Annotated in this window: 25 protein-coding genes; 23 read left to right on the forward strand and 2 right to left on the reverse strand. The window is 65.2% G+C overall.

The window, feature by feature from the left end:
* The coding region (locus VGL40_15725) for a hypothetical protein (protein ID HEY3316713.1) at positions 1-263 on the reverse strand (263 nt) is incomplete at its 3' end.
* Positions 264-428: 165 nt separating this feature from the next.
* Here VGL40_15725 and VGL40_15730 point away from each other — a divergent pair.
* Genes VGL40_15730 through VGL40_15740 form a run of 3 tightly spaced genes read left to right on the forward strand, consistent with a single transcriptional unit; the run spans position 429 to position 4,558 of the window.
* Positions 429-875, forward strand: coding sequence for a MarR family transcriptional regulator (locus tag VGL40_15730; protein HEY3316714.1), 447 nt, complete (start codon positions 429-431; stop codon positions 873-875).
* Positions 876-896: 21 nt separating this feature from the next.
* On the forward strand, positions 897-2,624 hold the full coding sequence (locus tag VGL40_15735; protein HEY3316715.1) for an ABC transporter ATP-binding protein: 1,728 nt from the start codon (positions 897-899) through the stop codon (positions 2,622-2,624).
* 38 nt (positions 2,625-2,662) lie between these two features.
* Positions 2,663-4,558, forward strand: coding sequence for an ABC transporter ATP-binding protein (locus tag VGL40_15740; GenBank protein ID HEY3316716.1), 1,896 nt, complete (start codon positions 2,663-2,665; stop codon positions 4,556-4,558).
* Between the two features lie 144 nt (positions 4,559-4,702).
* On the opposite strand, the gene VGL40_15745 is transcribed toward VGL40_15740, so the two are convergent.
* Positions 4,703-5,518 (reverse strand): CPBP family intramembrane glutamic endopeptidase, encoded by an 816-nt coding sequence (locus VGL40_15745; GenBank protein ID HEY3316717.1) that lies wholly within the window; start codon positions 5,516-5,518, stop codon positions 4,703-4,705.
* 215 nt (positions 5,519-5,733) lie between these two features.
* Here VGL40_15745 and VGL40_15750 point away from each other — a divergent pair, with 215 nt between their 5' ends.
* From VGL40_15750 to pheT, 20 genes are all read left to right on the forward strand, one after another.
* Entirely contained in the window at positions 5,734-6,480 is a 747-nt protein-coding gene (locus VGL40_15750; protein ID HEY3316718.1) for a slipin family protein, read from the forward strand.
* A gap of 731 nt (positions 6,481-7,211) precedes the next feature.
* Complete coding sequence (locus VGL40_15755) at positions 7,212-7,424, forward strand: M15 family metallopeptidase (GenBank protein HEY3316719.1); 213 nt, start codon at positions 7,212-7,214, stop codon at positions 7,422-7,424.
* Positions 7,425-7,445: 21 nt separating this feature from the next.
* The gene (locus VGL40_15760) at positions 7,446-8,429 is read left to right on the forward strand and encodes a carbon-nitrogen hydrolase family protein (GenBank protein ID HEY3316720.1); all 984 of its coding nucleotides are present in this window, start codon (positions 7,446-7,448) and stop codon (positions 8,427-8,429) included.
* Positions 8,430-8,720: 291 nt separating this feature from the next.
* Positions 8,721-8,879: a hypothetical protein gene (locus tag VGL40_15765; GenBank protein HEY3316721.1), complete on the forward strand. Its 159-nt coding sequence runs from the start codon at positions 8,721-8,723 to the stop codon at positions 8,877-8,879.
* A 109-nt stretch (positions 8,880-8,988) separates the two neighbouring features.
* The gene (locus tag VGL40_15770) at positions 8,989-10,062 is read left to right on the forward strand and encodes an ABC transporter ATP-binding protein (protein HEY3316722.1); all 1,074 of its coding nucleotides are present in this window, start codon (positions 8,989-8,991) and stop codon (positions 10,060-10,062) included.
* On the forward strand, positions 10,016-10,900 hold the full coding sequence (locus tag VGL40_15775) for an ABC transporter permease (GenBank protein ID HEY3316723.1): 885 nt from the start codon (positions 10,016-10,018) through the stop codon (positions 10,898-10,900). Before VGL40_15770 ends, VGL40_15775 begins: the two co-directional genes overlap by 47 nt.
* A 59-nt stretch (positions 10,901-10,959) precedes the next feature.
* Positions 10,960-11,823 carry an ABC transporter permease gene (locus VGL40_15780; protein ID HEY3316724.1) on the forward strand — a complete coding sequence of 288 codons (864 nt, stop codon included), beginning with the start codon at positions 10,960-10,962 and terminating at the stop codon, positions 11,821-11,823.
* Between the two features lie 405 nt (positions 11,824-12,228).
* Positions 12,229-13,161 (forward strand): putative sporulation protein YtxC, encoded by a 933-nt coding sequence (gene ytxC, locus VGL40_15785; GenBank protein HEY3316725.1) that lies wholly within the window; start codon positions 12,229-12,231, stop codon positions 13,159-13,161.
* Between the two features lie 135 nt (positions 13,162-13,296).
* On the forward strand, positions 13,297-14,364 hold the full coding sequence (locus tag VGL40_15790; protein ID HEY3316726.1) for a hypothetical protein: 1,068 nt from the start codon (positions 13,297-13,299) through the stop codon (positions 14,362-14,364).
* The gene (locus tag VGL40_15795; protein HEY3316727.1) at positions 14,361-14,981 is read left to right on the forward strand and encodes a DUF445 family protein; all 621 of its coding nucleotides are present in this window, start codon (positions 14,361-14,363) and stop codon (positions 14,979-14,981) included. Before VGL40_15790 ends, VGL40_15795 begins: the two co-directional genes overlap by 4 nt.
* A 437-nt stretch (positions 14,982-15,418) precedes the next feature.
* A complete protein-coding gene (gene thrS / locus VGL40_15800; protein HEY3316728.1) occupies positions 15,419-17,350 on the forward strand; it encodes a threonine--tRNA ligase in 1,932 nt (643 codons plus the stop codon).
* A complete protein-coding gene (locus VGL40_15805; GenBank protein HEY3316729.1) occupies positions 17,334-17,840 on the forward strand; it encodes a hypothetical protein in 507 nt (168 codons plus the stop codon). The genes thrS and VGL40_15805 overlap by 17 nt, the downstream gene beginning before the upstream one ends.
* Positions 17,841-17,961: 121 nt before the next feature.
* Positions 17,962-18,237, forward strand: coding sequence for an RNA-binding protein (locus tag VGL40_15810; GenBank protein HEY3316730.1), 276 nt, complete (start codon positions 17,962-17,964; stop codon positions 18,235-18,237).
* Between the two features lie 442 nt (positions 18,238-18,679).
* Entirely contained in the window at positions 18,680-19,207 is a 528-nt protein-coding gene (gene infC / locus VGL40_15815; GenBank protein HEY3316731.1) for a translation initiation factor IF-3, read from the forward strand.
* Positions 19,208-19,323: 116 nt separating this feature from the next.
* On the forward strand, positions 19,324-19,521 hold the full coding sequence (gene rpmI, locus VGL40_15820; GenBank protein ID HEY3316732.1) for a 50S ribosomal protein L35: 198 nt from the start codon (positions 19,324-19,326) through the stop codon (positions 19,519-19,521).
* A gap of 38 nt (positions 19,522-19,559) precedes the next feature.
* Entirely contained in the window at positions 19,560-19,919 is a 360-nt protein-coding gene (gene rplT / locus VGL40_15825; protein ID HEY3316733.1) for a 50S ribosomal protein L20, read from the forward strand.
* Between the two features lie 111 nt (positions 19,920-20,030).
* Entirely contained in the window at positions 20,031-20,861 is an 831-nt protein-coding gene (locus tag VGL40_15830; protein HEY3316734.1) for an RNA methyltransferase, read from the forward strand.
* 84 nt (positions 20,862-20,945) lie between these two features.
* Entirely contained in the window at positions 20,946-21,029 is an 84-nt protein-coding gene (locus VGL40_15835) for a YqzL family protein (protein ID HEY3316735.1), read from the forward strand.
* Between the two features lie 373 nt (positions 21,030-21,402).
* Entirely contained in the window at positions 21,403-22,428 is a 1,026-nt protein-coding gene (pheS, locus tag VGL40_15840; GenBank protein HEY3316736.1) for a phenylalanine--tRNA ligase subunit alpha, read from the forward strand.
* 14 nt (positions 22,429-22,442) lie between these two features.
* Entirely contained in the window at positions 22,443-24,935 is a 2,493-nt protein-coding gene (gene pheT, locus VGL40_15845) for a phenylalanine--tRNA ligase subunit beta (protein ID HEY3316737.1), read from the forward strand.
* Positions 24,936-25,192: the final 257 nt, after the last annotated feature.

Consider the following 25,192-nt stretch of genomic DNA (forward strand, 5'->3'; position numbering starts at 1 on the left):
TTGGGGCCGGCTCTTCCGGTGGCGTGATGAGCCAGGAACCTCAGGACGACATGGGCGACCGCCGCCCGCTGAAGCTCGCTGGGGGTCTCCATCGAGGCGACCACGGCCCGGTTGGTGAAGAACCCGCCGGCTTGGTAGACCAGCATCAGCGCCGCCGGCCACCAGTGCTGGACGGTGATCAGACAGACCAGACCCACCCAGAGGATGCCGACGTCGATCCAGAGCTTCCAGTTGAGCGGCCCCGCCACGGCGAACCCGAGCATGAACCAGAGGAGGTGGCCGGCCTGGACCCAGGACCCAACGAACGATGCCCGGCCCGACCGAAGAAAAAAGCCGGTTCAGGCCGGTTTTTCGTCTTGCCAAAGTTCGGCTGCTGCGTTATATTTAGTTCTATGCAGAACGTTCTCTAGTGAACGAGGTGAAGCAAGATGTCTGAGTCACTGGGAGAGATCGGCGAGCTCTTGCGGTCGGTTAATCGAGCCATCCACGACCGCTTTCGGCAGGCCTTTCAGGGCTGTGAGCTGCATCCCGGGGCAATGTTCATGCTCCGGCACATCAGCCAGGAGCCGGGCCTGACCGTCGGTGAGTTGGCCAAGCGGGCGGGCACCGCCAAGAGCCACGTCTCGAAGATGATGGAGCAACTGGTTCAGCAGGGCTACGTCGAGAAGCGGGCGGACCCGACCGACCAACGCCTGGTGCGGATCCACGTCACGCGGGCGGCCGCCGAGAACCTCTCCGAGATGGAGGAGCGGGCCAGGGAGGCCTGGGCGGGGGTGGTCCGGGAGATCCCCCAAGGGCAGATGGAGCAAGTGGTCCGCGGGCTGCGGATCTTACTGACCGCGCTGGAGAAGGCCAACCGAGGATCGAAAGACTAGTCGACTGGAGCGTGGGAATCCGTGATCAAGCTGTCTAGGTTCCTGAGACCGTTCTCCCTGGCCGTGGGCGCGATTCTGGGATTGGTCCTCCTCCAGTCCCTGGCCGACCTGTCGCTGCCGACCCTGATGTCGGACATCATCAATACCGGGGTCATGAAGGGCGACACCGCTTACATCTGGCGCGTCGGTGGGCGGATGTTGCTGGTCGCGGCCGGCGGCGGGGTCGCCGCCATCGCCGTGAGCTACCTCTCGGCTCGGGTGGCGGCCGGGTTCGGCCGCATCTTGCGCGGCCGCGTCTTCGCCCGGGCGGAGAGCTTCTCCCTGCACGAGTTCGATAAGATCGGCACGGCCACCATGATCACCCGGACGACCAACGACATCACCCAGATCCAGATGGTCATGGTGATGATCCTCAGGATGATGGTGATGGCCCCGATGATGGCCATCGGCGGGACGATCATGGCCGTCTCCAAGGACGCGGCCCTGTCGCTCATCCTCGTGGTGGCCGTCCCCTTCCTCGCCGGGGTCATCTTCTTCCTGGCTTCGCGGGCCATCCCACTGTTCACCCTGATGCAGACCAAGCTCGACAAGCTTAACCGGGTGCTCCGCGAGGGGCTCACCGGCATCCGGGTCGTCCGAGCCTTCGACCGAGTGGATTTCGAGAAGCGGCGGTTCGAAGAGGCCAACCGCGACCTGACCGACACGGCCATCCGGGTCAACCGGATCATCGCCGTCCTCTTTCCCGTCCTGATGCTGGTAATGAACCTCACGTCGGTGGCCATCGTCTGGTTCGGGGGCATCCGCATCGACAGCGGTCACATGCAGCTTGGCGACATGATGGCCTTCATCCAGTATGCCATGCAGATCATGTTCTCCCTGGTGATGGTGTCGATGATGTTCGTGATGATCCCGCGGGCCGAGGCCTCGGCCGTCCGGGTCAACGAAGTCCTCCAGACGGCCCCCGAAATCAATGACCCGGCCGACCCCAAGCCGCCGGCTGGCAAGCACGGCTATGTCCAGTTCCAGGACGTCACCTTCAGCTACCCCGGGGCGGAACAACCGGCCATCAGCCACATCTCGTTCAGCGCCGGGCCCGGCCAGGTCACGGCGGTCATCGGCGGCACGGGGTCGGGCAAGTCCACCCTGATCAGCCTCATCCCTCGGTTCTACGACGTCGACAGCGGCCAGGTCCTGGTCGACGGGATCGATGTTCGGGAGATGACCCAGGAAGAGCTGCGGGCCAAGATCGGGTTCGTGCCGCAGCGAGCGGTCCTCTTCACCGGGAGCATCGCCGACAACATCCGTTACGGCAAGGAGACGGCCGCCGACGAGGAAGTCAGGCGGGCGGCCGAGACCGCCCAGGCGACCGAGTTCATCACCGGGATGAAGGAAGGTTTTGACTCGGAGATCGCCCAGGGCGGAACCAACGTGTCGGGCGGGCAGAAGCAGCGCTTGTCCATCGCCCGCGCGCTGATCCGCCGCCCCGAGGTCTACGTCTTTGACGACAGCTTCTCAGCCCTCGACTTCAGGACCGATGCCAAGCTGAGGGCCGCCCTTCGCAAGGAGACGGCCGACGCCACCGTCCTCATCGTCACCCAACGGGTCAGTACGGTGATGGACGCCGACCAGATCGTGGTCCTCGAGGACGGGGAGATCACCGGCATCGGGCGGCACAAGGACTTGCTGAAGACCTGCGCGGTCTATCGAGAGATTGTCTCGTCGCAGTTGTCCGAGGAGGAACTGGCATGACCGACGAACAGAGAGTGCCCGGAGCACAAGGTTCCGGCATGGGGCCGGGGCGGGGCGGGGGACCCGCCGGCGGCGGGCCCTTCGGCCGGGGCCCGATGGGGGGCGGTCATGGACCGATGGGGATGGGCATGCCCGTCGCCAAAGCCAGGGATGTCCGGGGTACCCTCCGTCGCCTGGTGTCCTACCTCAAACCGCATGCCTCGCAACTGGTGGTCATTTTCGGCACGGCCATCCTGAGTACGGTCTTCAGCATCGTCGGCCCGAAGATCCTCGGCAAGGCCACGACCAAGCTGTTCGAAGGCATCGTCGCCAAGCTGACGCGGGTGCCGGGGGCCAGGGTCGACTACCTCTACATCGGGCGGATCATCCTGCTCCTGGTCGGGCTCTACGTGGTTAGCGCCGTCTTTTCCTACATCCAGCAGTACATCATGGCCGGCGTGGCCCAGGGGACGGTCTACGATATGCGCCGGGACGTGGAAGCCAAGCTGTCCCGGCTGCCCCTGAAATACTTCGACTCGCGGACCCACGGTGAGATCCTCAGCCGGGTGACCAACGACATCGACATGGTCAGTTCCACTCTGCAGCAGAGTGTCACCCAGTTGATCACGTCCGCGGTCACGATTGTCGGCGTCCTGATCATGATGCTGACCATCAGCCCCCTGCTGACCCTCATCGCCGTGGTCACCCTGCCGTTGTCGTTCTTCATCACGATGACCGTCGCCAAGAAGTCGCAGAAGAATTTCGCCGACCAGCAGAAAGCCCTGGGCGAGCTCAACGGCCACGTCGAAGAGATGTACACCGGCCACACGATCGTCAAGGCCTTCGGGCACGAGAAGCAGTCCATCGCCGTGTTCGGCGCGATCAACGACCGCCTTTACGACGCGGCCTGGCGGGCCCAGTTTGTTTCCGGCGTGATCTTCCCGCTGATGAACTTCATCAGCAATGTCGGCTACGTCTTCGTCTCGGTCGTCGGCGGGATCATGATCACCAAGCGGACCATCGCGATCGGCGACGTCCAGGCCTTCATGCAGTACGCGCGACAGTTCAGCCAGCCGATCGTCCAGACGGCCAACATCGTCAACGTCATCCAGTCGACCATCGCCGCGGCCGAGCGCGTCTTCGAGGTCCTCGACGAGAACGAGCAGGTCCCTGATCAGTCCCCGGCCAGGGTGATCAAGTCACCCCAGGGCGACGTCAAATTCGAACACGTCAAGTTCGGCTACCAGGAAGGCGCCCCCCTGATCGAGGACATGAACCTGGAGGTCAAGCCGGGAGAGAGCATCGCCATCGTCGGCCCGACCGGGGCCGGTAAGACCACGCTGGTCAACCTCCTGATGCGGTTCTACGAGGTCGACGGCGGCCGGATCACCATCGACGGCGCCGACATCCGGGGCCTGAAGCGCGGCGACCTGCGCCGGATGACCGGCATGGTCCTCCAGGACACCTGGCTCTTCAACGGCACCATCCGCGACAACATCGCCTACGGACGCGAAGGAGCGACCGAAGCCGAGATCGTCCGGGCGGCCAAGGCGGCCCGGGCCGATCGGTTCATCCGCAGCCTGCCCGATGGCTACGAGACCGTCCTGAACGAAGAGGCCTCCAACATCTCGCAGGGGCAGAAGCAGCTTCTGACGATCGCCCGGGCGATCCTGGCCGACCCGACCATCCTCATCCTCGACGAGGCGACCTCCAACGTCGATACCCGGACTGAGGTCCTCATCCAAAAGGGGATGCGCGAGCTGATGAATGGGCGGACCAGCTTCGTCATCGCCCACCGCCTCTCGACCGTCCGGGACGCCGGTCTCATCCTGGTGATGAACAACGGCCGGGTCATCGAGCAGGGTACCCACCACGAGCTGCTGGCCAAGGGCGGCTTCTACGCCGACTTGTACAACAGCCAGTTCGCCGGGGCCGCGGAACGTAAGGCGGTCTAGGGAGGTCCGGGCCGCGCCGGCCTGCGGGTCCCCTGCGGCCCACGGGCCCATGGCCATCGCTCACCCGCCCTAAGAGACCCGAAAAGCAGGCCCGAGGTCGTCTCGAGCCTGCTTTCGCCATTGGGTGGCAATTTCGGAACTTGCCTAAAGCCCCCCGAGCCGGCCAATGGCGTTGACTACGCTGTGGGCGGCCATGCTTGCTGAGATTGAGCGGGCGCGCCAGGCCAGGAAGCCAAAAACCAGGCTTCCCACCGGGATCAAGAGGAAGAAACCGACGCCAAAGCCCTTGGAGGCTTGAAAGAAGTGGGCCACCCAGAAGAGCGCCGCCTGGACCAGCAGGGTCTGGAAGTCGCTTAAGCCGGCCTTTCTCAGATACCCCCACAGGAAGCCTCTGAAGACGGGCTCCTCGCTAACGACCGCCGAGGCCAGTTCGTCGGAGAGTCGGGCGACGACCGCCAAGGGGATCAAAGCCACCCTCCCATGGAGCCCCATGGACCAGGCCATGGCGCCCTGTAAAAGGCCCAGGCCGAATCCGGCCAAAGCGCCGATGATCAGCCAGCCGAAGACTCGCGGCGCCGGGCGTGGGGGCCTGAACCCGCCGACCAGTAAGGTGATCACCAATAGCCCCGCCATACCCAGGTTGACCAGACCTACCGGCGGTCCCGTCTCCACCCCGGGCAGGCCGGTCTTCCAGGCAAAGAGCCCGACGGCCGGGGCCAAGAGGAACAGCAGCAGGCCCAACCCGTCCAGGTGGAAATCGGGTAGCCGGCGCCGTTCGAGCCAGATCAAACCGGCCGTTACTACGTAGGTGACGACGAAGAACAGTCGGTTGGCTTGGGCCATCGTCGCCGGATCGAGCGCGGCCAGAGCGGCGGCCAAGGTGAATCGAACCCCCAAAAGGGCCAGCAAAACGATTAGACCGGCTCGGCTGAAAGCCTTCGACTGAACCGGCTCCATCATGACCTGCGTCCCCCGCTCAAAATCCGGCCCGACTGATAAGCGAGAGTCATATCGCGGTAGGGATGCACTTCGCTGGGGCGGGCGCGGTTCCTCCTGGAAGGATTCGCCCTCGGGAACCCGCAAAAAGCACTCGGCATTCTCGCCGACGGCGTTATAATGGGAATGGCTCGTCGGCGGCAGGCAGGACCGGCGATCCGGGAAAGGGGACATCGGCAATGGCCTATTTGGCTATTCCCATCGTCGTCATCGCCATCATCGTCAGCATGGCCAGGATCATCAACCAGTTCCAGGAGGGCGTGATCTTCCGCTTCGGACGGGTCGCCAAGAGTCTGAAGCCGGGGCTCAACTTCATCGTCCCGTTCGGCATCGACCGGCTGGTCGCGGTGGACATGCGGACCTTCACCATCGACGTGCCGCGCCAGGAGATCATCACCAAGGACAATGTCCCGGTGATGGTCGATGCGGTCATTTACTTCAACGTCTTTGATCCAGTCCTGTCTGTTACCAAGGTGGCCAACCATGTCCAGAGCACGACCCTCCTCGGCCAGACGACCCTCCGGGCCGTCCTCGGCCAGCACGAGCTGGACGACATGCTGACCAAGCGGGCCGATCTGAACAACATCCTCCAGGACCAGCTCGACAAGGCCACCGATCAGTGGGGCATCAAGGTGTCGATGGTCGAGGTCAAGAGCGTGGAGCTGCCGGACACGATGAAGCGGGCCATGGCCAAGCAGGCCGAGGCCGAGCGGGAACGGCGGGCCAAGGTCATCGCCGCCGAGGGCGAGTTGCAGGCCTCGCAAAAGCTGACCGAGGCGGCCAGCGTCCTGGCCACCGTGCCGGTGGCCGTCGAGCTGCGGCGGCTACAGGTTCTGACCGAGATCGCCACCGAGAAGAACAGCACCATCGTCTTTCCCGTGCCGATGGAGTTGGTCAGGTTGTGGGACTCGATGACTAAGAAGTAGGCTTCTTGCCGCCGGTCCAAAGCTGGCCATGAAGATGGGCAGGTCCCGGAAGATCAATCCGGGCCTGCCTTTTTTGTGGGCACGAGGCCTGCTTCGACCCTTCGTCCTGTCCACCCGTCGGCCTCGGCGGGGGATGCTATAGGAGCCCACTGAGGGCTCAAGGGAGGCCTCGAGGAGATAGAAGCGCGTAGCGGTGCTCGGCGCCACGGCTGGTTCAGGATGGGCGCCATGGCGCTGGTCCTGGCCATCCTGGCCATGGCGGCCGGCGGCCCGGCTGCCATCAGGAGCCCGATCAAGGGCGGGCCGCTTCTGCAACCGGTCGGCCAGGCGGAGCCGACCAAGAGCGACCTCGTCGATGTGACGGCCCTGATTCCCGGGGTGGTCATCGAGATGCCCTATGCCACTCCGGACAACTTCATGGGCAAAGCGGTATACCCAAGGCAAATTGCCCTTCTCCGCCGCGGCACAGCGGAAAAGCTGGCTCAGGCCCAACGAATCCTGCAGGGCAAGGATTGCGGTCTGAAAGTCTGGGATGCCTATCGGCCTCTTTCGGTGCAGTGGACGATGTGGCGGACACTCCCTGACCCCGCCTACGTGGCCGACCCCAGGGCCGGCTCGCGGCACAACCGGGGAGCGGCGGTCGATTGCACCCTGGTCGACGGCCGGGGCCGCGAGTGCGGATGCCGACCCCGTTTGACACGTTCGGGTCGCGGGCCGACCGAGGCTCGCCGATGGACCCCGAAGCCCGTCGCAACCTCGATATCCTCGAGGGGGCGATGCGGAAAGCCGGTTTCCTCCCCTACGCCAAAGAGTGGTGGCATTACGACGACTCTGAGTGGTCCGAGTACGAAGTCCTCGATGTCCCCTTTCCTGAGCCGCCGCCGGTCGCTCCGTCGCGCGAAGGGTTTCCGACCTCGGTCGCGAAGTCTCACAGCGTCCCATGAGCGATGATGGGGGTGCACAACATGGGAGACGCAGCGAACGGGGTCGAGGTCGCCGTCGTCCAAGCGGCCCCGGTGATCATGGACCGCAAGGCGACCACCGAGAAGGCCGTGGACTTGATCGCCCGGGCCGCCGCGAGCGGGGCCAGGGTGATCGTCTTTCCGGAGGCCTTCATTCCGGCCTACCCACGCGGTTTGACCTTCGGGGCGACCGTCGGCAACCGCACCGAAGGAGGCCGCGCCGACTGGCTACGCTACTGGCAGAATGCGGTGCCGGTGCCCGGGGAGACCACTGAGACCATCGGTGAGGCGGCTCGCCAGGCTGAGGCCTACGTGGCCATGGGGGTGATCGAGCGGGCGGCGGGGGAGGGCGGACCGGCGGCCCCGGGCGGCACCCTCTATTGCACCATCCTCTACTTCGGGCCGGACGGCCGCCTCCTCGGCAAGCACCGCAAGCTCAAGCCGACCGCCTCCGAGCGGCTCATCTGGGGCGAGGGCGACGGCAGCACCCTGACCGCCGTCGACACCCCTTACGGCCGGATGGGCGGCCTCATCTGCTGGGAGAACTACATGCCCCTGGCCCGGATGGCCATGTACGCCAAGGGGATCGGGCTGTACCTCGCGCCGACGGCCGACGCCAGGGAGACCTGGCAGGCGACCATCCGTCACATCGCCCTCGAGGGTCGCTGCTTCGTCCTGGGCTGTAACCAGTTCGTGACCAAATCCATGTACCCCAACGACCTGGCCGGCCAGGCCGATCTGGCGGCCTGCCCCGAGGTCATGTGCCGGGGTGGGAGCGCCATCGTCGACCCCCAGGGGCGCTATGTTGCCGGTCCGGTCTATGACCGTGAGGAGATCATCCGAGCCCGCCTGGATCTGGACGTCATCGCCGCCAGCCGCTTCGACTTCGACGTCGTCGGTCACTACGCCCGGCCGGACGTCTTCACCCTGACCGTCGATGAACGGCCGAAGCGGAGCGTGGAGTGGGGGAGAGAGCCGGGCCGGTAGGCGTCGGCCCGGAAAACGCGGAGCCCCGGAGCGACTCCCTGGCCTTCCTGTGCAGCCATGACTGGCCGGGAAACGTCCGCGAGATGCAGAATTTCGTCGGGCGGCCAAGGCCCTCGGGGTCAATCAGTCGACCGTGGTCAGGAAACTCAAGGGGCCGAAGACGGGATAGGCCGAAGACGGGATAGGCCGAAGACGGGATAGGCCTATTGACTGGCGCCGGGGGCCCATGGTAGACTTTAGGTGGTCCGCGGGACCATCGCAATCAATCCGCCGTCAAGGGAGGTGACCCAAGTGGGCCGTCTGAACGGACGCATCGAACTCGCCATCGGCATCATCATCCGCAAAGGCCTTGGCACCGGTACCGGGGTGTCGCTTCAGGATAGCCATGTTCGTTTCATCGGTTCGCGTGAACCCGGGTCGCTTCCATTGCGCGTCATCAGCCGGCCTTGAGGCCGCAAGACGCCATCGGAGAACGAACCCCACGGGTCGCGGGACTCGTGGGGTTCTTGTTTTGTACGGAGCGCGTCGTCGTTAGGCGAGGAGAAGGGGGAGAGAGACCTTGGATGGCTGGGCCATCGAGACGGAAGACCTGCGGAGGACATTCCGCGACTCAAGTCGAGACAAGAAACGCAAGGCCAATGGGGGGAATGGCGAGGCGAAGCGGGGGACCGGGGAGTTCGTCGCCCTGGACGGGGTGACCCTGCAGGTGCCTCCGGGAGAGACCTTCGGCCTCCTCGGCCCCAATGGGGCCGGCAAGACGACCCTCATCAAGATCCTGGCCACCCTGATGTATCCCACCTGCGGGCAGGCCTGGGTCTGCGGGTACGACGTCAGGAAGCGGCCCGGCGAGGTCAAGAAGGTGATCAACATGGTCTCCGGTGGGGAACACTCGGGCTTCGGGGTCCTCACCGTGCGCGAGACACTATGGATGTTCTCCCAGTTCTACGGACTGGATTCCCGTGAGGCCCTGCGCCGGATCGACTGGCTGATGGACGTCGTCGGACTCGCGGACGAGGCCGGGACCAGGATGAGCAAGCTGTCGACGGGCATGCGCCAGAAGATGAACTTCATCCGCGGGTTCATCAGTGACCCGCAGGTCCTCTTCCTCGACGAGCCCACGCTGGGACTTGACGTAGGTGTCTCCCGAACCATCCGGCGGTTCGTCAAGGACTGGGTCAGGGAGCGCGAAGGGCGAACGGTCCTTCTGACCACCCACTACATGGCCGAGGCCGACGAGATGTGCGACCGCGTGGCCATCATCGACCACGGCCGCGTGCTGGCCTGCGATTCACCCGCCAACCTCAAGCGGACTCTCGGTCAGGATGCCCTGATCGAGTTGGAGCTGGGGACGGGGGAGGAGGGCGTCCGGGCCGAGGCTCTGACCGCCCTGCCCGGCGTGCGCCGGGCCGCCCTCAAGGCCGATTCGGCCCAGGGCAAGGCCGAGGTGACCGTGATCATCGAGGACGACGGGGCCATCCAGACCGTCCTCGGACACGTCGCCACCCTTGGGGCCAAGGTCCTGTCGTTTCGGAAGAAGGAAGTCACCCTCGAAGACGTCTTCTTGTCGATGGTGGGGAGGAAACTCGATGAATCTAACGGCAACGGGAACGGAAACGAAAACGGGCAGGCCTGATCGGGCCAAGTCGGCGGCCACGTTTCGCGAGGGGCTGAGGAACAACTACAAGGCCGCCTGGGGACGGGCCTACGTCCGAGTGATCGGAGTCAACCGGGAGCTGTCCTGGGTGCTGCTGGACATTTTCCTGCCCCTCTTCAGCATCGCCGCCTACGTGTATCTCTACCGATCGATGGGGGCGCCCCGGGCCTATGACGGGTTTGTCATCCTCGGCGCCCTGATGACGGCGTACTGGCTCAACGTCCTCTGGTCGATGGCCGCCCAGTTCTACTGGGAGCGCGAGATCGGACACCTCGAGCTGTACATGCTGGCGCCGATCTCACCCATGGCCATCCTCTTCGGGATGTCCTTCGGCGGCATCTTCCAGACCACGGTCCGGGCGGCGGTGACAGTGACCATGGGTAGCCTCATCTTCGGGGTCCGCTTCCAGGTGGCCGACTGGGCCGGGGTCGTCGGGGTCTTCCTGCTCACCCTGGTCAGCCTCTATGGGCTCGGGATGGCCGCCGCGTCGCTGTACCTGGTATACGGGCGCAACGCCTGGAACCTCTCGAACCTCTTTCAGGAGCCGGTCTACCTGTTGTCCGGGGTCAACTTTCCGGTCAAGGCCCTCGGCTTTTGGGTAGCCGCGGCTTCTTGCCTGATCCCGCTGACCCTGGGCATGGACGCCCTCCGGCAATTATCCTTCGGTGACCCGTCCATCGGCTTCCTGCCGGTCAGGTGGGAGGTGCTCGGGCTGACGGTCATCGGCCTGCTGACCCTGGTCGGCGCCTGGGCGGCCCTGAAGTGGCTGGAGGACTTGGCCAAACGGCAGGGGAGGTTGACCCTGAAATGGCAGTAGAGCGAGGGGAGGCGGCGGGCAGGCCCGACCGTCAGTCAGGCCGGCCGGCGGGCAAGCCAATGGGCCGCTATGTCCGCTCGGCCCGGGACGCTTGGCGGGCCTTCGCCCCGGCCACCTGGCTGGGTTGGCAGATCGATTCGAACTGGACCGACCTCTTCACCTTCAGCATTTACACCCTGATCAAGCCGATGGCCGGGGCGCTCATCGTCGTCGTCATGTATCTCGTGGGCACCAGGACGAGTACCCGGACCGACTTCTTCGCCCAGATGTACACGGGCAACGCCTTTTACACCTACCTGGGGGCGATCATCTACGGGATGTCCTGGGTCATCCATGAGGATCGCGAGCACTACGAGATGATCAAGTACGTCTACATCGGGACCGTCCACCTGTACTGGTACCTGCTGGGACGGGCGGTGGCCAAGTTCCTGGTGGCCACGCTGTCGGTGGTGATCCTGCTGGCTGCGGGCAAGCTCTTCCTCGGCCTCCAGCTCACGCCGGCGACGGTGGACTGGGCCTACTTCCTGGGCGCCTTCCTCCTGGGCATCGCCGCCGCGACCGGACTCGGGCTGGCCTTGGCCGGAGCGATGATGATCACGGCCAGGCAGGCCGAGATGGCCTCGGAAGTTGTCTCCGGCGCGTTCTACCTGGTTTGCGGGTTCCTGTTCCCCATCGACGTCCTGCCCCGATGGGGTCAGGCGATCGCCCGGTGGATCCCTTTCACCTATTGGAACGAAGCGATCAAGCGCGGCCTGTTCGGGCACGGTTCGAACAAGGCCCTGGCGGCCATGTCGAACGGCGATGTCATGACCTGGCTTCTCGTCAGCACGGCCGTCTGCGCCGTCCTTTCTTTCCTGGCCTTCTTCGGCGCCGAGAGCCTGGCCAAGCGGCGGGGGCTGCTGGACCAACTCACGTCTTACTGAGAGGCGGAGCCGCGGCCGCCAAAGCGTCCGCGGCGGGGCACCGATTCGCCGCCGACGTCACCGCTGGAGCCCGGAGCCTGGGGGTCGCCCCCAGGCTCCTTCGTCGTCTTAGGCCGGAACGTGACGGCCTTTCTCCGATTCCAGAGGTCGGCTGCTTTGTCAGGCCGGCGACATTGTTCCCTTCAACTTCCACCGGCCGCCGACCAAGGCGGTCCGTTCAAAGAGACTTCGTCCATCCAGCGATTACCAGAACCGCCCGGCCTCAAGACCGCATCGGCCAAGCTCCGACCAAGCTATCCGGGGCTGTTTGCCGGCCGCTAACTGGAAAGGGCGCCCAGACGGCGACCGTATATGCCTTTTGGGCCGAACATATAATAAAGCAACGGAAGGGAGCGCGATCGACCAGTGGAAGTGCTTGCCATCGGAACTTCTGAAGACATCCTACCCATCCGCAACCGCCTTTCGTCGGAATTCCGCTTTCTCGAGGAAGAGGGCTTGAGCGTCTCCATCCACGAGTCGGAGCGCGGCAACCTTCATCTCCTGGGCTGTCGCCTGGATGCCCACCGGAGACTCGGCCAGACCGAAGCGGTGGAATCGTTCCAGCACTATGTGGCCAATGCCCTGTCCGACGTGATCATCAATGACTGGGAGCGGAACCTCCTTCGCAAGATGATCAAGACCGGTTACTACTACTTCAGCGAGCAGGAACAGGACGCCGTCTACGATTACGCCAAACGCGGTCTGTCCGGCCGCCACGGGGGCAAGGAGGACGAGGTCCTCTACAAGATCAACCGCAAGGGACGGGTCCTCGAGCGGCTCCTCGAATACCTCAAGCAGAACACGGAACTGGTGGTCGAAGGATTCGTCACCTTCCGCCTCCAGGACTACCTATCGGAGTTGGAAGAGGCGGTCGACCAAGCGGTCGATGACTTCCTCCTCGAGCGGGAGTACCGCGAATTCATTCGCCTGCTCAAGTACTTCGTCGACGCCCAGGAGCCCAAGCTGGAGATGGTCCACGTCTTCATCAACCCGGACGGGACCTTCAAGCTCGTCGATTCACAGCAGAACGTGATCAACAACGAATACCTCGAGGAGTTCGTGGTCGAGATGATCGAGACCGAGGTCAACTATGACGATCTGTTGGTCAGCGCCCTGATCACCATCGCTCCGAGGACGCTGACGGTCCACACCCGGAAGATGGAGGAGAACGATGAGACCCTGGAGACTATCCGAAATGTCTTCGGGGAGCGGGCCAAGTTCTGCTACGGATGCCGGATGTGCCAGAACGAGAGTCAGCTCAAACCGGTCCAGTTGAAGGGAAAGACCCACCAACCCTGACGGGATTTGCCAAGCCTGGAGAGGCCCCGACCCTTAGCGCGCCGCCGCTCGCCGTGGCGGCGTGCTTTTTCCGGGGTCGGCCTCTGATGGGCATGCTATATGGGGCGACGATCCCCCGGATGGAGGAACGATTGAATGAAACGAGCTGCGCCGGGACGGGCCGCCACCGCCGGCCCATTACTTGGCCGGGGCCTGGCCTTGCTGGCGTCAGCGTTGCTCGTGTGTTCGATCGCCGGCGGCCCGGCCCTCGCCGCCGGTTTGGGTCGGGGAAGCGGGGGAATGACCGGGGCCGAGGTCGTCGAGATCACCGGCCTGGACGGCGTGATCACCGAGACCCTCCACAGTTCCCGTCACAAAGCGACCGCCGTGGCCTTCCTCGAACCGGGGGCCGACCGCGAGTCCCTGGCCCTGGTTCGCGACGGCCATCCGTTCGTCGTCGCCAAGTCCCGGGTGGATGGCCTCATCGGGTGGTCCCTCGACCAGAACCTGCTGGCCTACATCATCTTCCGGGACAACCGACAGCTGCTCTGCCTCTACAACCCGACGGCCCGGTCCTTGGATTTCGACGACCTCCCGGGGGAGGCCGGCGGCAAGGTGCGGGGTGGCGGTTGGACGGCCACCGGCGAGGTCGTCCTCTACAGTGGGGACGGGCTGTTCACCCGGGCCGGCACGGGGGATTGGTCCTTCAGTGCCTTTCCTCAAGGCTTCCGCCTCCTGCCCGGCCCACGGTTCACGACGGCCATCATCGGCGGGTGCGGAACCGAGATCCTCGGGATCGATCACGACTGCCTGGCCGTCTGGGACATCGTCACCGGAGCCGTCCGGCGCGGCCCGAGCGCCCGAGGGGTCCAGGACGCCGGGTTGACCATGCGCGGCAACCACGTCTGGGTGACCAAGGTCGGCCGGGTCACCTCGTTGCTGGTGTACGACATCCATTGGCGCCACCTCGGCCGGCGCGACGGGCTGGCCGCGCCCGGAGTCGCCTCGTCGAGGCACGGTTGGGACCTCTTCTACCTGACCGACGTCCGTGGACGAGTCGGCGTCGGCCGGTGGGACCTGGGGCATAACCGTCGGTATGACCTGGGCCTCCTGCCCGCCGGCGCCAAGCCGCTGGGCCTGGCCATCTCCGACGATGACCGCCGGCTACTGGTGCGGGTTCAGGAGAAGGGGACGATGATCGAGGTCCCGCTGAAGATCGAATGACGCCCCTTCAGCCGGCCGAACTCCTGGCCCTCCCTATCCTCGGGGCCCTTCTGGGCGGCTTCGCCGCCTTCATTGCCGTCAAGTCCCTCTTCTGGCCGGCCCGCCCCGTGCGTCTCCCCATCCTCGGCTGGAGGATCCAGGGCCTCATCCCGGGGCACCAAGAGGAGGCCGCCAAGGCCCTCGGCCGGCTGGTCGAGGAGCGGGTCCTCTCCAGGCCGGATCTCTACGCCAAGCTGGTCGACCCAGTCCTCCGGGGCGAGCTTGTCGGCTCCCTGGCCGCGGCCCTCGAGACCCGGGTCCGGGCGCTGGTTCCGGGGATCATCCCAGCCTTTGCGGCGACCGCGGTGGCCGCCCTGGTCCGGCGGGTCGCTCAGCGGGAGCTGGGCAGCCTCCTCGGACTCTATCTCGATCGTCTGGCCAGCCGGGTCGAAGGCGGCCTCGGCCTGGGGAAGCTGGTCGAGGACCGGGTCATGGCCCTCAGCCCGAACGACCTCGAGGAGTTGGTCAAGGGCCTTGCCGGTCCGCAACTCCGCTGGGTCCAAGCCCTCGGGGTGTTATTCGGGCTGGTCGTCGGTCTGGGTCAGGCCGTGTTGATCTGGCCGCTGGTCTCGAGGTGACCGTCCGACTCTGGACGGACCCCGGAAAGCTTGACAACTTCGTGCTCTCCAGGGTACAATTTCAGATAATGTTGGTTGTCTCTCAATGTTTTCGGTGATGACGGGGAGAGTACGGTGGCCGATGGCCTTTCAGAGACGGGGGGCCCGGGGCGCAAGGAGCGGCCCGGGGTGTGAGCCCCTCGAGGGCGGGGCGACCTGAAGACCACCCCGGAACCCCCGGCGAGAAGTCCCCCACTTCAGGGTGGGAGCGGCCAAGCCGGGCGCCGGCCGGCGTTACTGGTCGATTGAGTGGGTGGACCCGGCCGGGGCTCAGACGGCCGGACCGCCAATCAGGGTGGAACCGCGGGGAACCGACCCCTCGCCCCTGTTCCGGGGCGAGGGTTTTTTGTATCCTCAGCCCCAGCCCCGGAAGCGTCGGACCAAAGGAGTGATAGGCAATGGAGCAGATCAAGGTCACCCTTCCCGACGGGTCCCAAAGAGAATTCCCGAAAGGGGTCAAACCGGCCGAGATCGCCGCTTCGCTGAGCCAGAAGCTGGCCAAGAGCGCCCTCGCCGCCAAGGTCGACGGCCGGCTGGTCGACCTTTCGCGGCCGCTCAACCGAGACGCCCTGGTCGAGTTGGTCACCTTTGACTCGCCCGAGGGTCAGGCGGTCTACCGGCACACGGCCGCCCACGTCCTCGCCCAAGCGGTCAAGAGGCTCTTTCCCGAGGCCAAACTGACCATCGGGCCGGCCATCGAGGATGGTTTCTACTACGACTTCGACGTCGAGAAGCCGTTTACGCCCGAGGACATCGAGCGGATCGAGGCCGAGATGAAGAAGATCATCCAAGAGAATCTGGCCCTCGAACGTTCCGAAGTCAGCCGCGGGGAAGCCGTCTCCGAGTTCAAGCAGCGCGGCGAGCCCTACAAGATCGAGCTGGCCGAGGAACTGCCCGAGGGCGAGACGATCAGCCTCTACCGGCAAGACGGCTTCCTGGACCTCTGCGCCGGCCCGCACCTGGCTTCGACCGGGCGGATCAAGGCGCTCAAGCTCCTCAGCGCGGCCGGGGCCTATTGGCGCGGGGACGAGCACAACCGGATGCTTCAGCGGATCTACGGCACGGCCTTTGAGTCCCAGAAGGACCTCGATGAGCACCTCCACAAGCTTGAGGAGGCCAAGCGCCGGGACCACCGCCGGTTGGGCAAGGAACTGGACATCTTCTCGATCCATGAGGACGCCGGCCCGGGGCTGATCTTCTGGCACCCCAAGGGCGGTCACATCCGCGAACTGGTCGAGAACTTCTGGCGCGAAGAGCATCGCAAGCGCGGCTACGACATCGTTTATTCGCCCCACATCGCCAAGGTCGACCTCTGGAAGACCAGCGGCCATTGGGGTTGGTACCGCGAGAACATGTACTCACCGATGCCCATCGACGAGGTCGAGTACCTCCTCAAGCCGATGAACTGCCCCTTCCACATCCTGATGTACAAGGCGGCCATGCGGAGCTATCGTGATTTGCCCTTGCGCTGGGCCGAGTTGGGCACGGTCTACCGCTATGAGCGCTCCGGGGTCCTCCATGGGTTGCTCCGGGTGCGCGGCTTCACCCAGGACGACGCCCACATCTTCTGCCGCCCTGACCAACTCGAGGCGGAGATCATGGAGGTCATCGACCTGGCCCGGTTCATGATGAAATCCTTCGGGTACAAGGACTATGACGTCAAGCTTTCGGTCCGCGACCCGAACAACAAAGAGAAGTACGCCGGCTCCGAGGAGGTCTGGCAGGCCGCCGAAGGGGCTTTGGTCGGCGCCCTGACGACCCTCGGCATCCCTTATGACGTCGATGAGGGCGAGGCCAAGTTCTACGGCCCGGCCATCGACATCAAGGTCAAGGACGCTCTTGGCCGCGGGTGGCAGGGTCCGACCATCCAGTGCGACTTCAACCTGCCCGAGCGGTTCGACATGAGCTACGTCGGGGAGGACGGGGCGATGCACCGCCCGGTGATGATCCACCGAACCGTTCTCGGCTCCATGGAACGCTTCGTCGGCGGCCTGATCGAACACTACGCCGGGGCCTTCCCACTCTGGCTGTCGCCGGTCCAGGTGAGGCTCCTCCCGATCACCGACCGTCACCACGAGTACGCGGCACAGGTGGCCGAACGCCTCCGGTCGGCCGGGGTCAGGGCCGAGGTCGACTCCCGCAATGAGAAAGTCAACTACAAGATCCGCCAGGCCCAGGTCGAGAAGGTCCCCTACATGCTGGTGGTGGGGGACAAGGAGGTCGAGTCGGGGACGGTCGCCGTCCGGGACCGCGCGGCCGGCGACCTCGGCCCGATGAAAGTCGAAGACTTCCAGCAGAAGGCGAAGCGAGAGATTGACGCCAAAGCCTGAGCGGGTCTTGGGCCGCAAGGGCCCGAGGGAATCAAGGTCGCCGCGCCGCGGGGGAACCCGCGGCCGCGGCGGCGCCCCGACCGGACCCGGGCGGGGGAGGAGCCGGGGATCCAAGGCCGAGGCCGAACGGGCCAGGATGGCGGCGGCCTTCCAGACGGCGGCCACGGCTTCCTTCAGCGCCCTAATCTGGGCCGGCACGGTTGGCCTGATGAACCGCTACGACTGGCCGAAGAACTTCCTCATCGGCCTGCTCGTCTTGGTCGCCGTGACCTACGCCACCTCGGCCATGGGCCATTTCTGGGGCGGGCGTTCGTACGCCGGCTTGTACGGATTTGGGGTCTACGCCCTCTTCGAGCTGGTCCGGTCGGAGACTTTCTACCTGAGATCAGACCAGCTAGGCTGGTGGTTGTACTTCTTTTTGCCGGTCGTCCTTTTCTACGCTTCCTCCGTCGCCGTCCTGCGACTGAGGGGCCATGGCAAAACCAGTTGATATCTACCGGATTTTGGCTTATAATTGTGGAGCATGGGTAGCGATTCGAGCCGGTTGCCTCCGAACCGTCCCGTGTCGGAATCCCCGAGCGAAAACGAAGGAAAAGGGAGTGTTTCGACTAGTGCCTAAGACCCTGTTCGTGGGCAACCTGCCCTGGTCAGCCACAGACGACGATTTGAGCCAGGTTTTCTCTCAGCATGCCCGGGTGATCTCAGCCCGGATCGTCACCGACCGGGAGACCGGACGGTCGCGTGGGTTCGGTTTCGTCGAGGTCGAGGATGATGGGGCTCAGACCGCCGTCGACGCTCTCAACGGCTACATGCTTGGCGGCCGGCCGATCACCGTCAACGAGGCCCGGCCTCGCGAGGATCGCGGCCCGCGGCGTCGGGACTACTAATCCAGTCCCGACCCAACCGGCCGGGGCCGGCTTAACCGCCGGCCCCTGTGACCGCTTTCACCGGACGGCGGCAGATCAGGTCGACCGACCCGATTTGTCGTAGTCCCATGGAAGCACAGCCTGCCCCCTTGGGGTGCTATCTACCCATTGGGGCAATGGTTGTTACCGGAGCGAAAGTGGTCGCTCAGACGGTATCTTGTCTGGCGGCGAACTTTCGTGCTATACTGGGGTTGTTCGGCAAAAGCGCATAAGCAGTCCGAAAGTAGAAGCTCCCGCTTCTCACCCCCTAGCGTCGGCCCGGCCGGCTGCTCATCGGGTTGGACCACTGTTCCGGCTGTGCCGATGGCACCCCGGGTCAACAGCAGGCAGAAAGAGCGGGTCGTCACCGACCCGCTTTTCGAGTTCCAAGGACGAGCAAGAAACCATCCTGGAGGTGAAGGACATCCCCAAAGACTTAAGGATCAATGACGAAATCCGGGCTCGTGAGGTCCTGATCATCAACGCCAACGGCGACAAGCTTGGCGTGATGCCCCTCCGCGAGGCCATCCGCGTGGCCTTCGACCAAAACCTGGATTTAGTCGAGGTGGCGCCCAACGCTAAGCCGCCTGTCTGCCGCGTCATGGACTACGGCAAGTACAAGTTCGAGATGGCTAAGCGCGACCGCGAGACCAAGAAGAAGCAGAAAACCGCCGGGATGAAAGAGATCCGCATGCGGCCCAACATTGAGGAGCATGATTTTCTGGTCCGCCTGCGCAACATGCAGAAGTTCCTCCGCGAGGGGGATAAGGTGAAGGCGACCATCATGTTCCGCGGCCGGGAGATCGTTCATGCGGACATCGGGCAGGCGCTGCTCCGGCGGATGGTCGAGGACTGCGGCGACATCTGCGCCGTCGAGCGCGACCCGCATCTCGAGGGACGCCACCTAATCATGATCCTCACCCCCAAGCAGGCCCAACAACAGGCCGAATAGCTGGGATTTGCGGGATGCCTCGTCCCCTCGTTCCGGGCCGCCGGGCCCGCCGGGTGCGTTCGTGCCCGGCCGATAGGCCCGCGGTCTGACGTGTGTCCAAGACAGGAGGTCGGGAAATGCCTAAGATGAAGACCCACAAGGGCGCCACGAAGCGGATGAAGCTTACCGCCTCGGGCCGGGTCAAGCGGACCAAGGCCTACAAGAGTCACAAGCTCGAGGTCAAGAGCGCGAAGCGGAAGCGCGGCCTCAGGCAGGACGGCATGGTCAGCTCGGCCGATCGTAAACGGGTGGCTAAGCTCTTGCCCTATCGCTGAGAAGACCCAGGTGATCAAGGTTCCAGGAGGTGTAGTCCATGGCTAGAGTGAAAAGGGGCGTCACCGCTCGCCGGCGCCACAAGAAAATCCTCCGCCTCGCCCGCGGTTTCAGGGGCACTAAGTCGAAGCTCTTCCGGCCCGCCAATGAGGCCGTCATGCACGCCCTGTCGTATGCCCTGGCCCATCGCCGGAAGAAGAAGGGCGATTTCCGGAAGCTCTGGATCGCCCGGATCAACGCCGCCGCCCGGTCCAATGGCATGTCCTACAGCCGGATGATCAACGGACTTAAGAAGGCGGGGGTCCAGGTCAACCGGAAGATGCTGGCCGACATGGCCGTCCGCGACGGCCGCGCCTTCGGGCAACTGGTCGAGCGGGCCAAGCAAGCCCTGGGGGCCTGAGGATAGCGCAAGGGACGAAAAAGTTGTGCCGCCGGCACAACTTTTCTTGTTCAGGGCCCGAGTCCCACGGATCCGTCCCACAGCCTGATTTTCCGCCGGGGGGCAATCGACATGACGACGGTCATCTCCAGTCGTGCCAACCCGCTCATCAGAGAGATCACCAAGCTCAAGTCCAGACACGGCCGGGGCAAGGACGAGCGATTCCTGGTCGAAGGGGTCCGCTTGGTCGAGGAAGCCCTGCGGGCCGGTCTGACCGTGGAGACGGCGGTGGTCTCGGCGGACGTCGGCCCGAAAGGGCGGTTGGCCGATCTGCTGAACGGACTGGAGCGAGCCGGGGCCAGGCTGATCACGGTCTCGGCGAGTATCCTGGGCGAACTGGCCGAGACCGATTCTCCGCAGGGCCTCGTGGTCGTCGTCCGCCGACCGGCCGGCGCCCAGGCCGACGACATCGCGCGCCTGGCTCGACGGCCCGGTCCTGGTGGACCTCCGCTGGTCCTGGTCCTCGATGGCCTGCAGGACCCGGGCAACCTCGGAACCATTCTGCGAACGGCCGAAGCCTGTGCGGTCAGCGGGGTGGTGGCCGGGAAGGGCACGGCCGATCCGTATCAGCCCAAGGCCCTCCGAGCGAGCATGGGTGCGGCCTTCAGAGCGGGACCGGCCATCGGGGCCGACCCTCAGGCGATCGCCGAGGTCTTGCGGCGTGAGGGCCTGACCATCGTCGCCACGGTGGCCGACGACGGCGAGCCCTTGACCCGCCTGAATTTCAGCGTTCCCGCGGCCATCGTGATCGGCGGGGAGGGGGCCGGGGTCTCCGGAGAGTGGTTGGACCTTGTTGACCGGAAAGGGACCATTTCCACGCCCGGCCCGACCGAGTCACTAAATGCAGCTGTAGCTGCGGCTATCTTCCTCTACGAAGCCCTGAGGCAGCGCCGCTTGACATAACCAAACTTGCCAGCCCGGAGACCGTTGTGTTATAATCGGGCCGTGGCCGCATAAGAGCGGAAGGGTAGTGAGGCAATGGTCTTGATGGCCCAGTTGTTCTGGAGAATCTTTGAGACCACCGGCTCTGTCACTGCATATCTGCTCTACAGAAGGTACTCGACGCAATGAAGCGTGGCCCGGCCTAGACCGGGCCCGGACTTTAAGTGGCGGCGTCTGGGCAACCCGCGCCGTCGCCCGAGCATCAAAGGGATCACACCGGCGGAGACGGAGAAGAGTAGGTCGGGGGCCCTCCTCAAGGGAGGGGGCGTCAGTGGACTGCAAGCGCCCCCAGGAACGGTCCGACCGAAGTTCGCTCCCGAGCCTCCGGGCTGAAGGGCACCGCGGCCGTTACTCGCGGCGTTTGGTAGGTCCGGACGAAGCTCCCTCGTTAGCGGGAGGGGATATCTGATGGTATCCACCCAGGTGGTACAGCGGAAGCGTGGGCTTTCGTCCTAGGGACGGGGTCCTTTTTGTTTTTCAAGCACGACGGAGGCGAAGGACATTGCGAGAGCAGCTCAACGGACTCAGGGAAGAAGCCCTGAAAGCGACAACCGAGACGAGGACGGCCGCCGACCTCCAGGAGGTCAGGGTGAGGTACCTCGGCAAGAAGGGCGCGCTGACGGTCATCCTACGCGGCATGGGAGGGCTCTCCCCGGAGGAAAGACCGATCATCGGCCAAGTGGCCAACGCGACTCGTGATGAGATCGAGGCGGCGCTGGCCGACAAGGCCGCCCGCCTCGAGTCCGCCGAACTCGATCGGCGGCTGGCCGGGGAACGCGTCGACGTCACCCTCCCGGGGGCCTGGCTGCCGAGGGGCACCATCCACCCGATGTCCCTGGTCATCGAAGAGATCAAGGAGATCTTCATTAGTATGGGCTTCACTCTGGTCGATGGACCGGAGGTGGAGACCGACTATTACAACTTCGAAGCCCTGAACATCCCCAGGGATCATCCGGCCCGCGACACCCAGGATTCGTTCTTCATCACCCCGGACATCCTCTTGCGCACCCAGACCTCGCCGGTCCAGGTGCGGACGATGGAGAAGATGGCGCCACGGCTGCCGGTGCGGATCATCACCATCGGTAAGGTCTACCGACGCGACGAGGTGGATCCGACCCACGGGTCGGTCTTCACTCAGCTGGAAGGGTTGGTCGTCGACCACGAGATCACCATGGCCGACCTGAAGGGCACGCTGACCATGATGGCCCGAAGGCTTTATGGCGAATCGGTTCGGATCAGGTTGCGCCCGAGCTACTTCCCGTTCACGGAGCCGAGTTGCGAGACCGACGCCTCCTGTCCCGTCTGCGACGGCGAGGGCTGCCGGGTCTGCAAGGGGAGCGGTTGGATCGAGCTGGGCGGCTCGGGGATGGTCCACCCGCACGTGCTGGCGGCCGGCGGCTACGATTCGGAAGCCGTCTCCGGCTTCGCCTTCGGGTTCGGGGTCGAGCGGATGACCATGCGCAAGTACGGCCTTGACGACCTGCGTCTGCTCTATACCGACGACGTACGCTTCCTGCGTCAGTTCTAAGGGGAGGGCCACCGATGATCGTTTCCTATCAATGGCTGAAGGAACTCGTCCCCATCGGCGACATCGAACCCCAGGAGATGGCCCGCCGGTTGACCATGGCCGGCGTGACGGTGGACGCGGTGAACCCGGTCAACCAGGGCGTCCACGGGGTCGTCGTCGGCGAGATAAAGTCCCTTTCCCCGCATCCGAAGGCCGATCGGCTCCAGGTGGCCACGGTCGATACGGCCGCGGCCAACGGCCGCCCGCTGACCATCGTCACCGGGGCTTTCAACCTCAAGGTCGGTGACCGCGTTCCGGCGGCCGTGCCCGGCTCGCGCCTGCCGGGCGGGAGGGAGATCAGCCGGGTCGACTATCGCGGCGTGCCCTCGGAGGGCATGCTCTGCGCCTGGACCGAGTTGATCAAGGGGGAGGGGCACGAGGAGGGCGAGGGCATCCTGATCCTTCAGGGGGATACCCCGCTCGGCCTCGACGTCGTGCCTCTCCTCGGTCTTGACGACTGCCTCCTCGAGCTCGACCTGACCGTCAACTACGCCTCACACTGTCAGAGCATGCTCGGCGTGGCCCGGGAAGCGGCGGCCATCCTCGAGCGACCGCTCCAACCGCCCCGAGTCTTCCTTTACGAGACCGGTCCGAAGCGGGCTTTCGATCTGCTCAAGGTGGAGGTTCAGGACCCTGAACTCTGCCCGGCCTACGCGGCCAGGGTGATCACCGACATCAAGCTCGGGTCGTCTCCCGAATGGCTGCAGCGGCGGCTCGAACGGGCCGGCATCCGGCCGATCAACAACATCGTCGACGTCACCAACTACGTCATGGTCGAGTACGGGCAGCCCCTCCACGCCTTCGACTACGACACCGTGGCCGACCACAAGATCATCGTCCGCACCGGGCGTCCCGGCGACAAGCTGGTCACTCTCGATGGCGTCGAGCGCGAGCTGAGCCCGGAGATGCTCCTTATCACCGACCCCGAGAAGGTCCTCGGCCTGGCCGGCGTGATGGGCGGCCTGAACTCCGAGGTCACCGAGAAGACCCGGGCCATCGTCCTTGAGTCGGCCCACTTCAGCGGGCGCAACATCCGCCGCACGTCGCGGTCTCTTGGCCTGCGGTCTGAGGCCTCGGCGCGGTTCGAGAAGGGACTCGACCCCAACGGCAACGTGCCGGCCGCCGACCGGGCGGCCCAGTTGATCGAGGAGCTCAAGGCCGGGTTGGTCGCCCCGGGGATGGTCGAGACGCGGGCCAAGCCGGCTTTGCCGACGACCATCCGGATGCGTCAGGAACGGGTAAACGCCCTCCTCGGGACCAAGCTGTCGGCCGTCGACATGGCCCGCTATCTACGACGGCTAGGCTTTGAGGCCAACGGCGTGGCCGAGGGCCGCAAGCACATGACGGTCACCGTGCCCACCCGGCGGCCGGACATCGCCGAGGAGATCGACCTTGTCGAGGAAGTCGCCAGACTCCACGGTTACGACGAGATTGCGACGACCCTCCCGCGGGGGGCGATGAACAGCGGCGGGCAGAGCCGGATCGAGGAACGGCGCGGACGGGTCAGGCAGATCCTGGCCGCCCTCGGACTACACGAGATCCTCACCGATTCGCGCCAGGCCGCGACCGAGCATGCCAAGTCGCGCTGGCCGACCGCGCCGACCCTTGAAGGGACAGAGGCGGCGACGATTGCCGGCGGCATCCCCATCGCCAACCCGATGACCGAGGAGGAGAGCGTCCTCCGGCAGTCACTGGTTCCCAAGATGCTCGAGGTGATGGCCTACAACGTCAACCGGCGCCAGACCGACCTCGGTTTCTTCGAGATCGGCCGGGTCTACTGGGCCCACCAGTGGCCGCTGACCGCGCTCCCTGAGGAGCCGCTGATGCTCTGCATCGGGGCCGTCGGGGAATACGCCCCAAAGACCTGGGACCGCCCGGCGGCCCAGGCCGACTTCTTCTACCTGAAAGGGGTCCTCGAGAACTTGGCCGCCGGGCTGGGGCTGCGCCCGCCGCGGCTGGCTCCGTCGAACCTGGCCGCCCTGCACCCCGCCAGGCAGGCGGCGGTCGTTGCGGAGGAAGGCGGGGAAGGTGGGGCGGGGGCCGGTCGGCCCCTCGGCTGGTTCGGGGAACTCCACCCGGAGGTGGCCAAGGCCCATGACCTGCCCGGCCGCCCGCTCGTCCTCGAACTGGCCTTCGAGCGGCTGATCGACCTCCCAAGGCCCATCACCTATCAGGCCCTGCCGCCGTTCCCTCAGGTCGAGCGAGATCTGGCCCTGATCGTCGCGGACGACGTCCCGGCCGGCCGGATCGACGAGGTCATCCGGGAAGCCGGTGGTGAGCTGCTGCGGGCGGTGCGCCTGTTCGACCGTTACGCCGGCGCCCCGGTCCCTGAAGGCCACGTCAGCCTGGCCTATTCCCTGATCTACCAGGCGATGGACCGGACATTGACCGAGGCCGAGGTGAATGCGGCGCATCAAGCCATCATCAGGCGCCTGGCCGATGAACTCGGGGCCAGCCTGAGGGGCTGATAACCGGCGATACTGGGCCGGCACCGGGGAATCCGCCGGCCCTCGCTCGCCGGCCCTCGCTCGCCTTGACAGTCAGGCGCGATGCAGGATAGAATACCAGCGGATGACCATCCTGCCTCGGCCACCGGCCAAAGGCAGGGGAACGAGAGAGGAAGAGCGAAGATGGCGCCCAGTCCGTGCCTGATGCAGAAGGGGTTTCGCGGCTAGAGGGGGCAGTCTGCCCATTCGGCCGCCAGACCAACCGCATCGGACGGGAG

Source organism: Bacillota bacterium, assembly GCA_036504675.1.
Lineage (GTDB): Bacteria > Bacillota > Sulfobacillia > JAJYWN01 > JAJZPE01 > DASXUT01.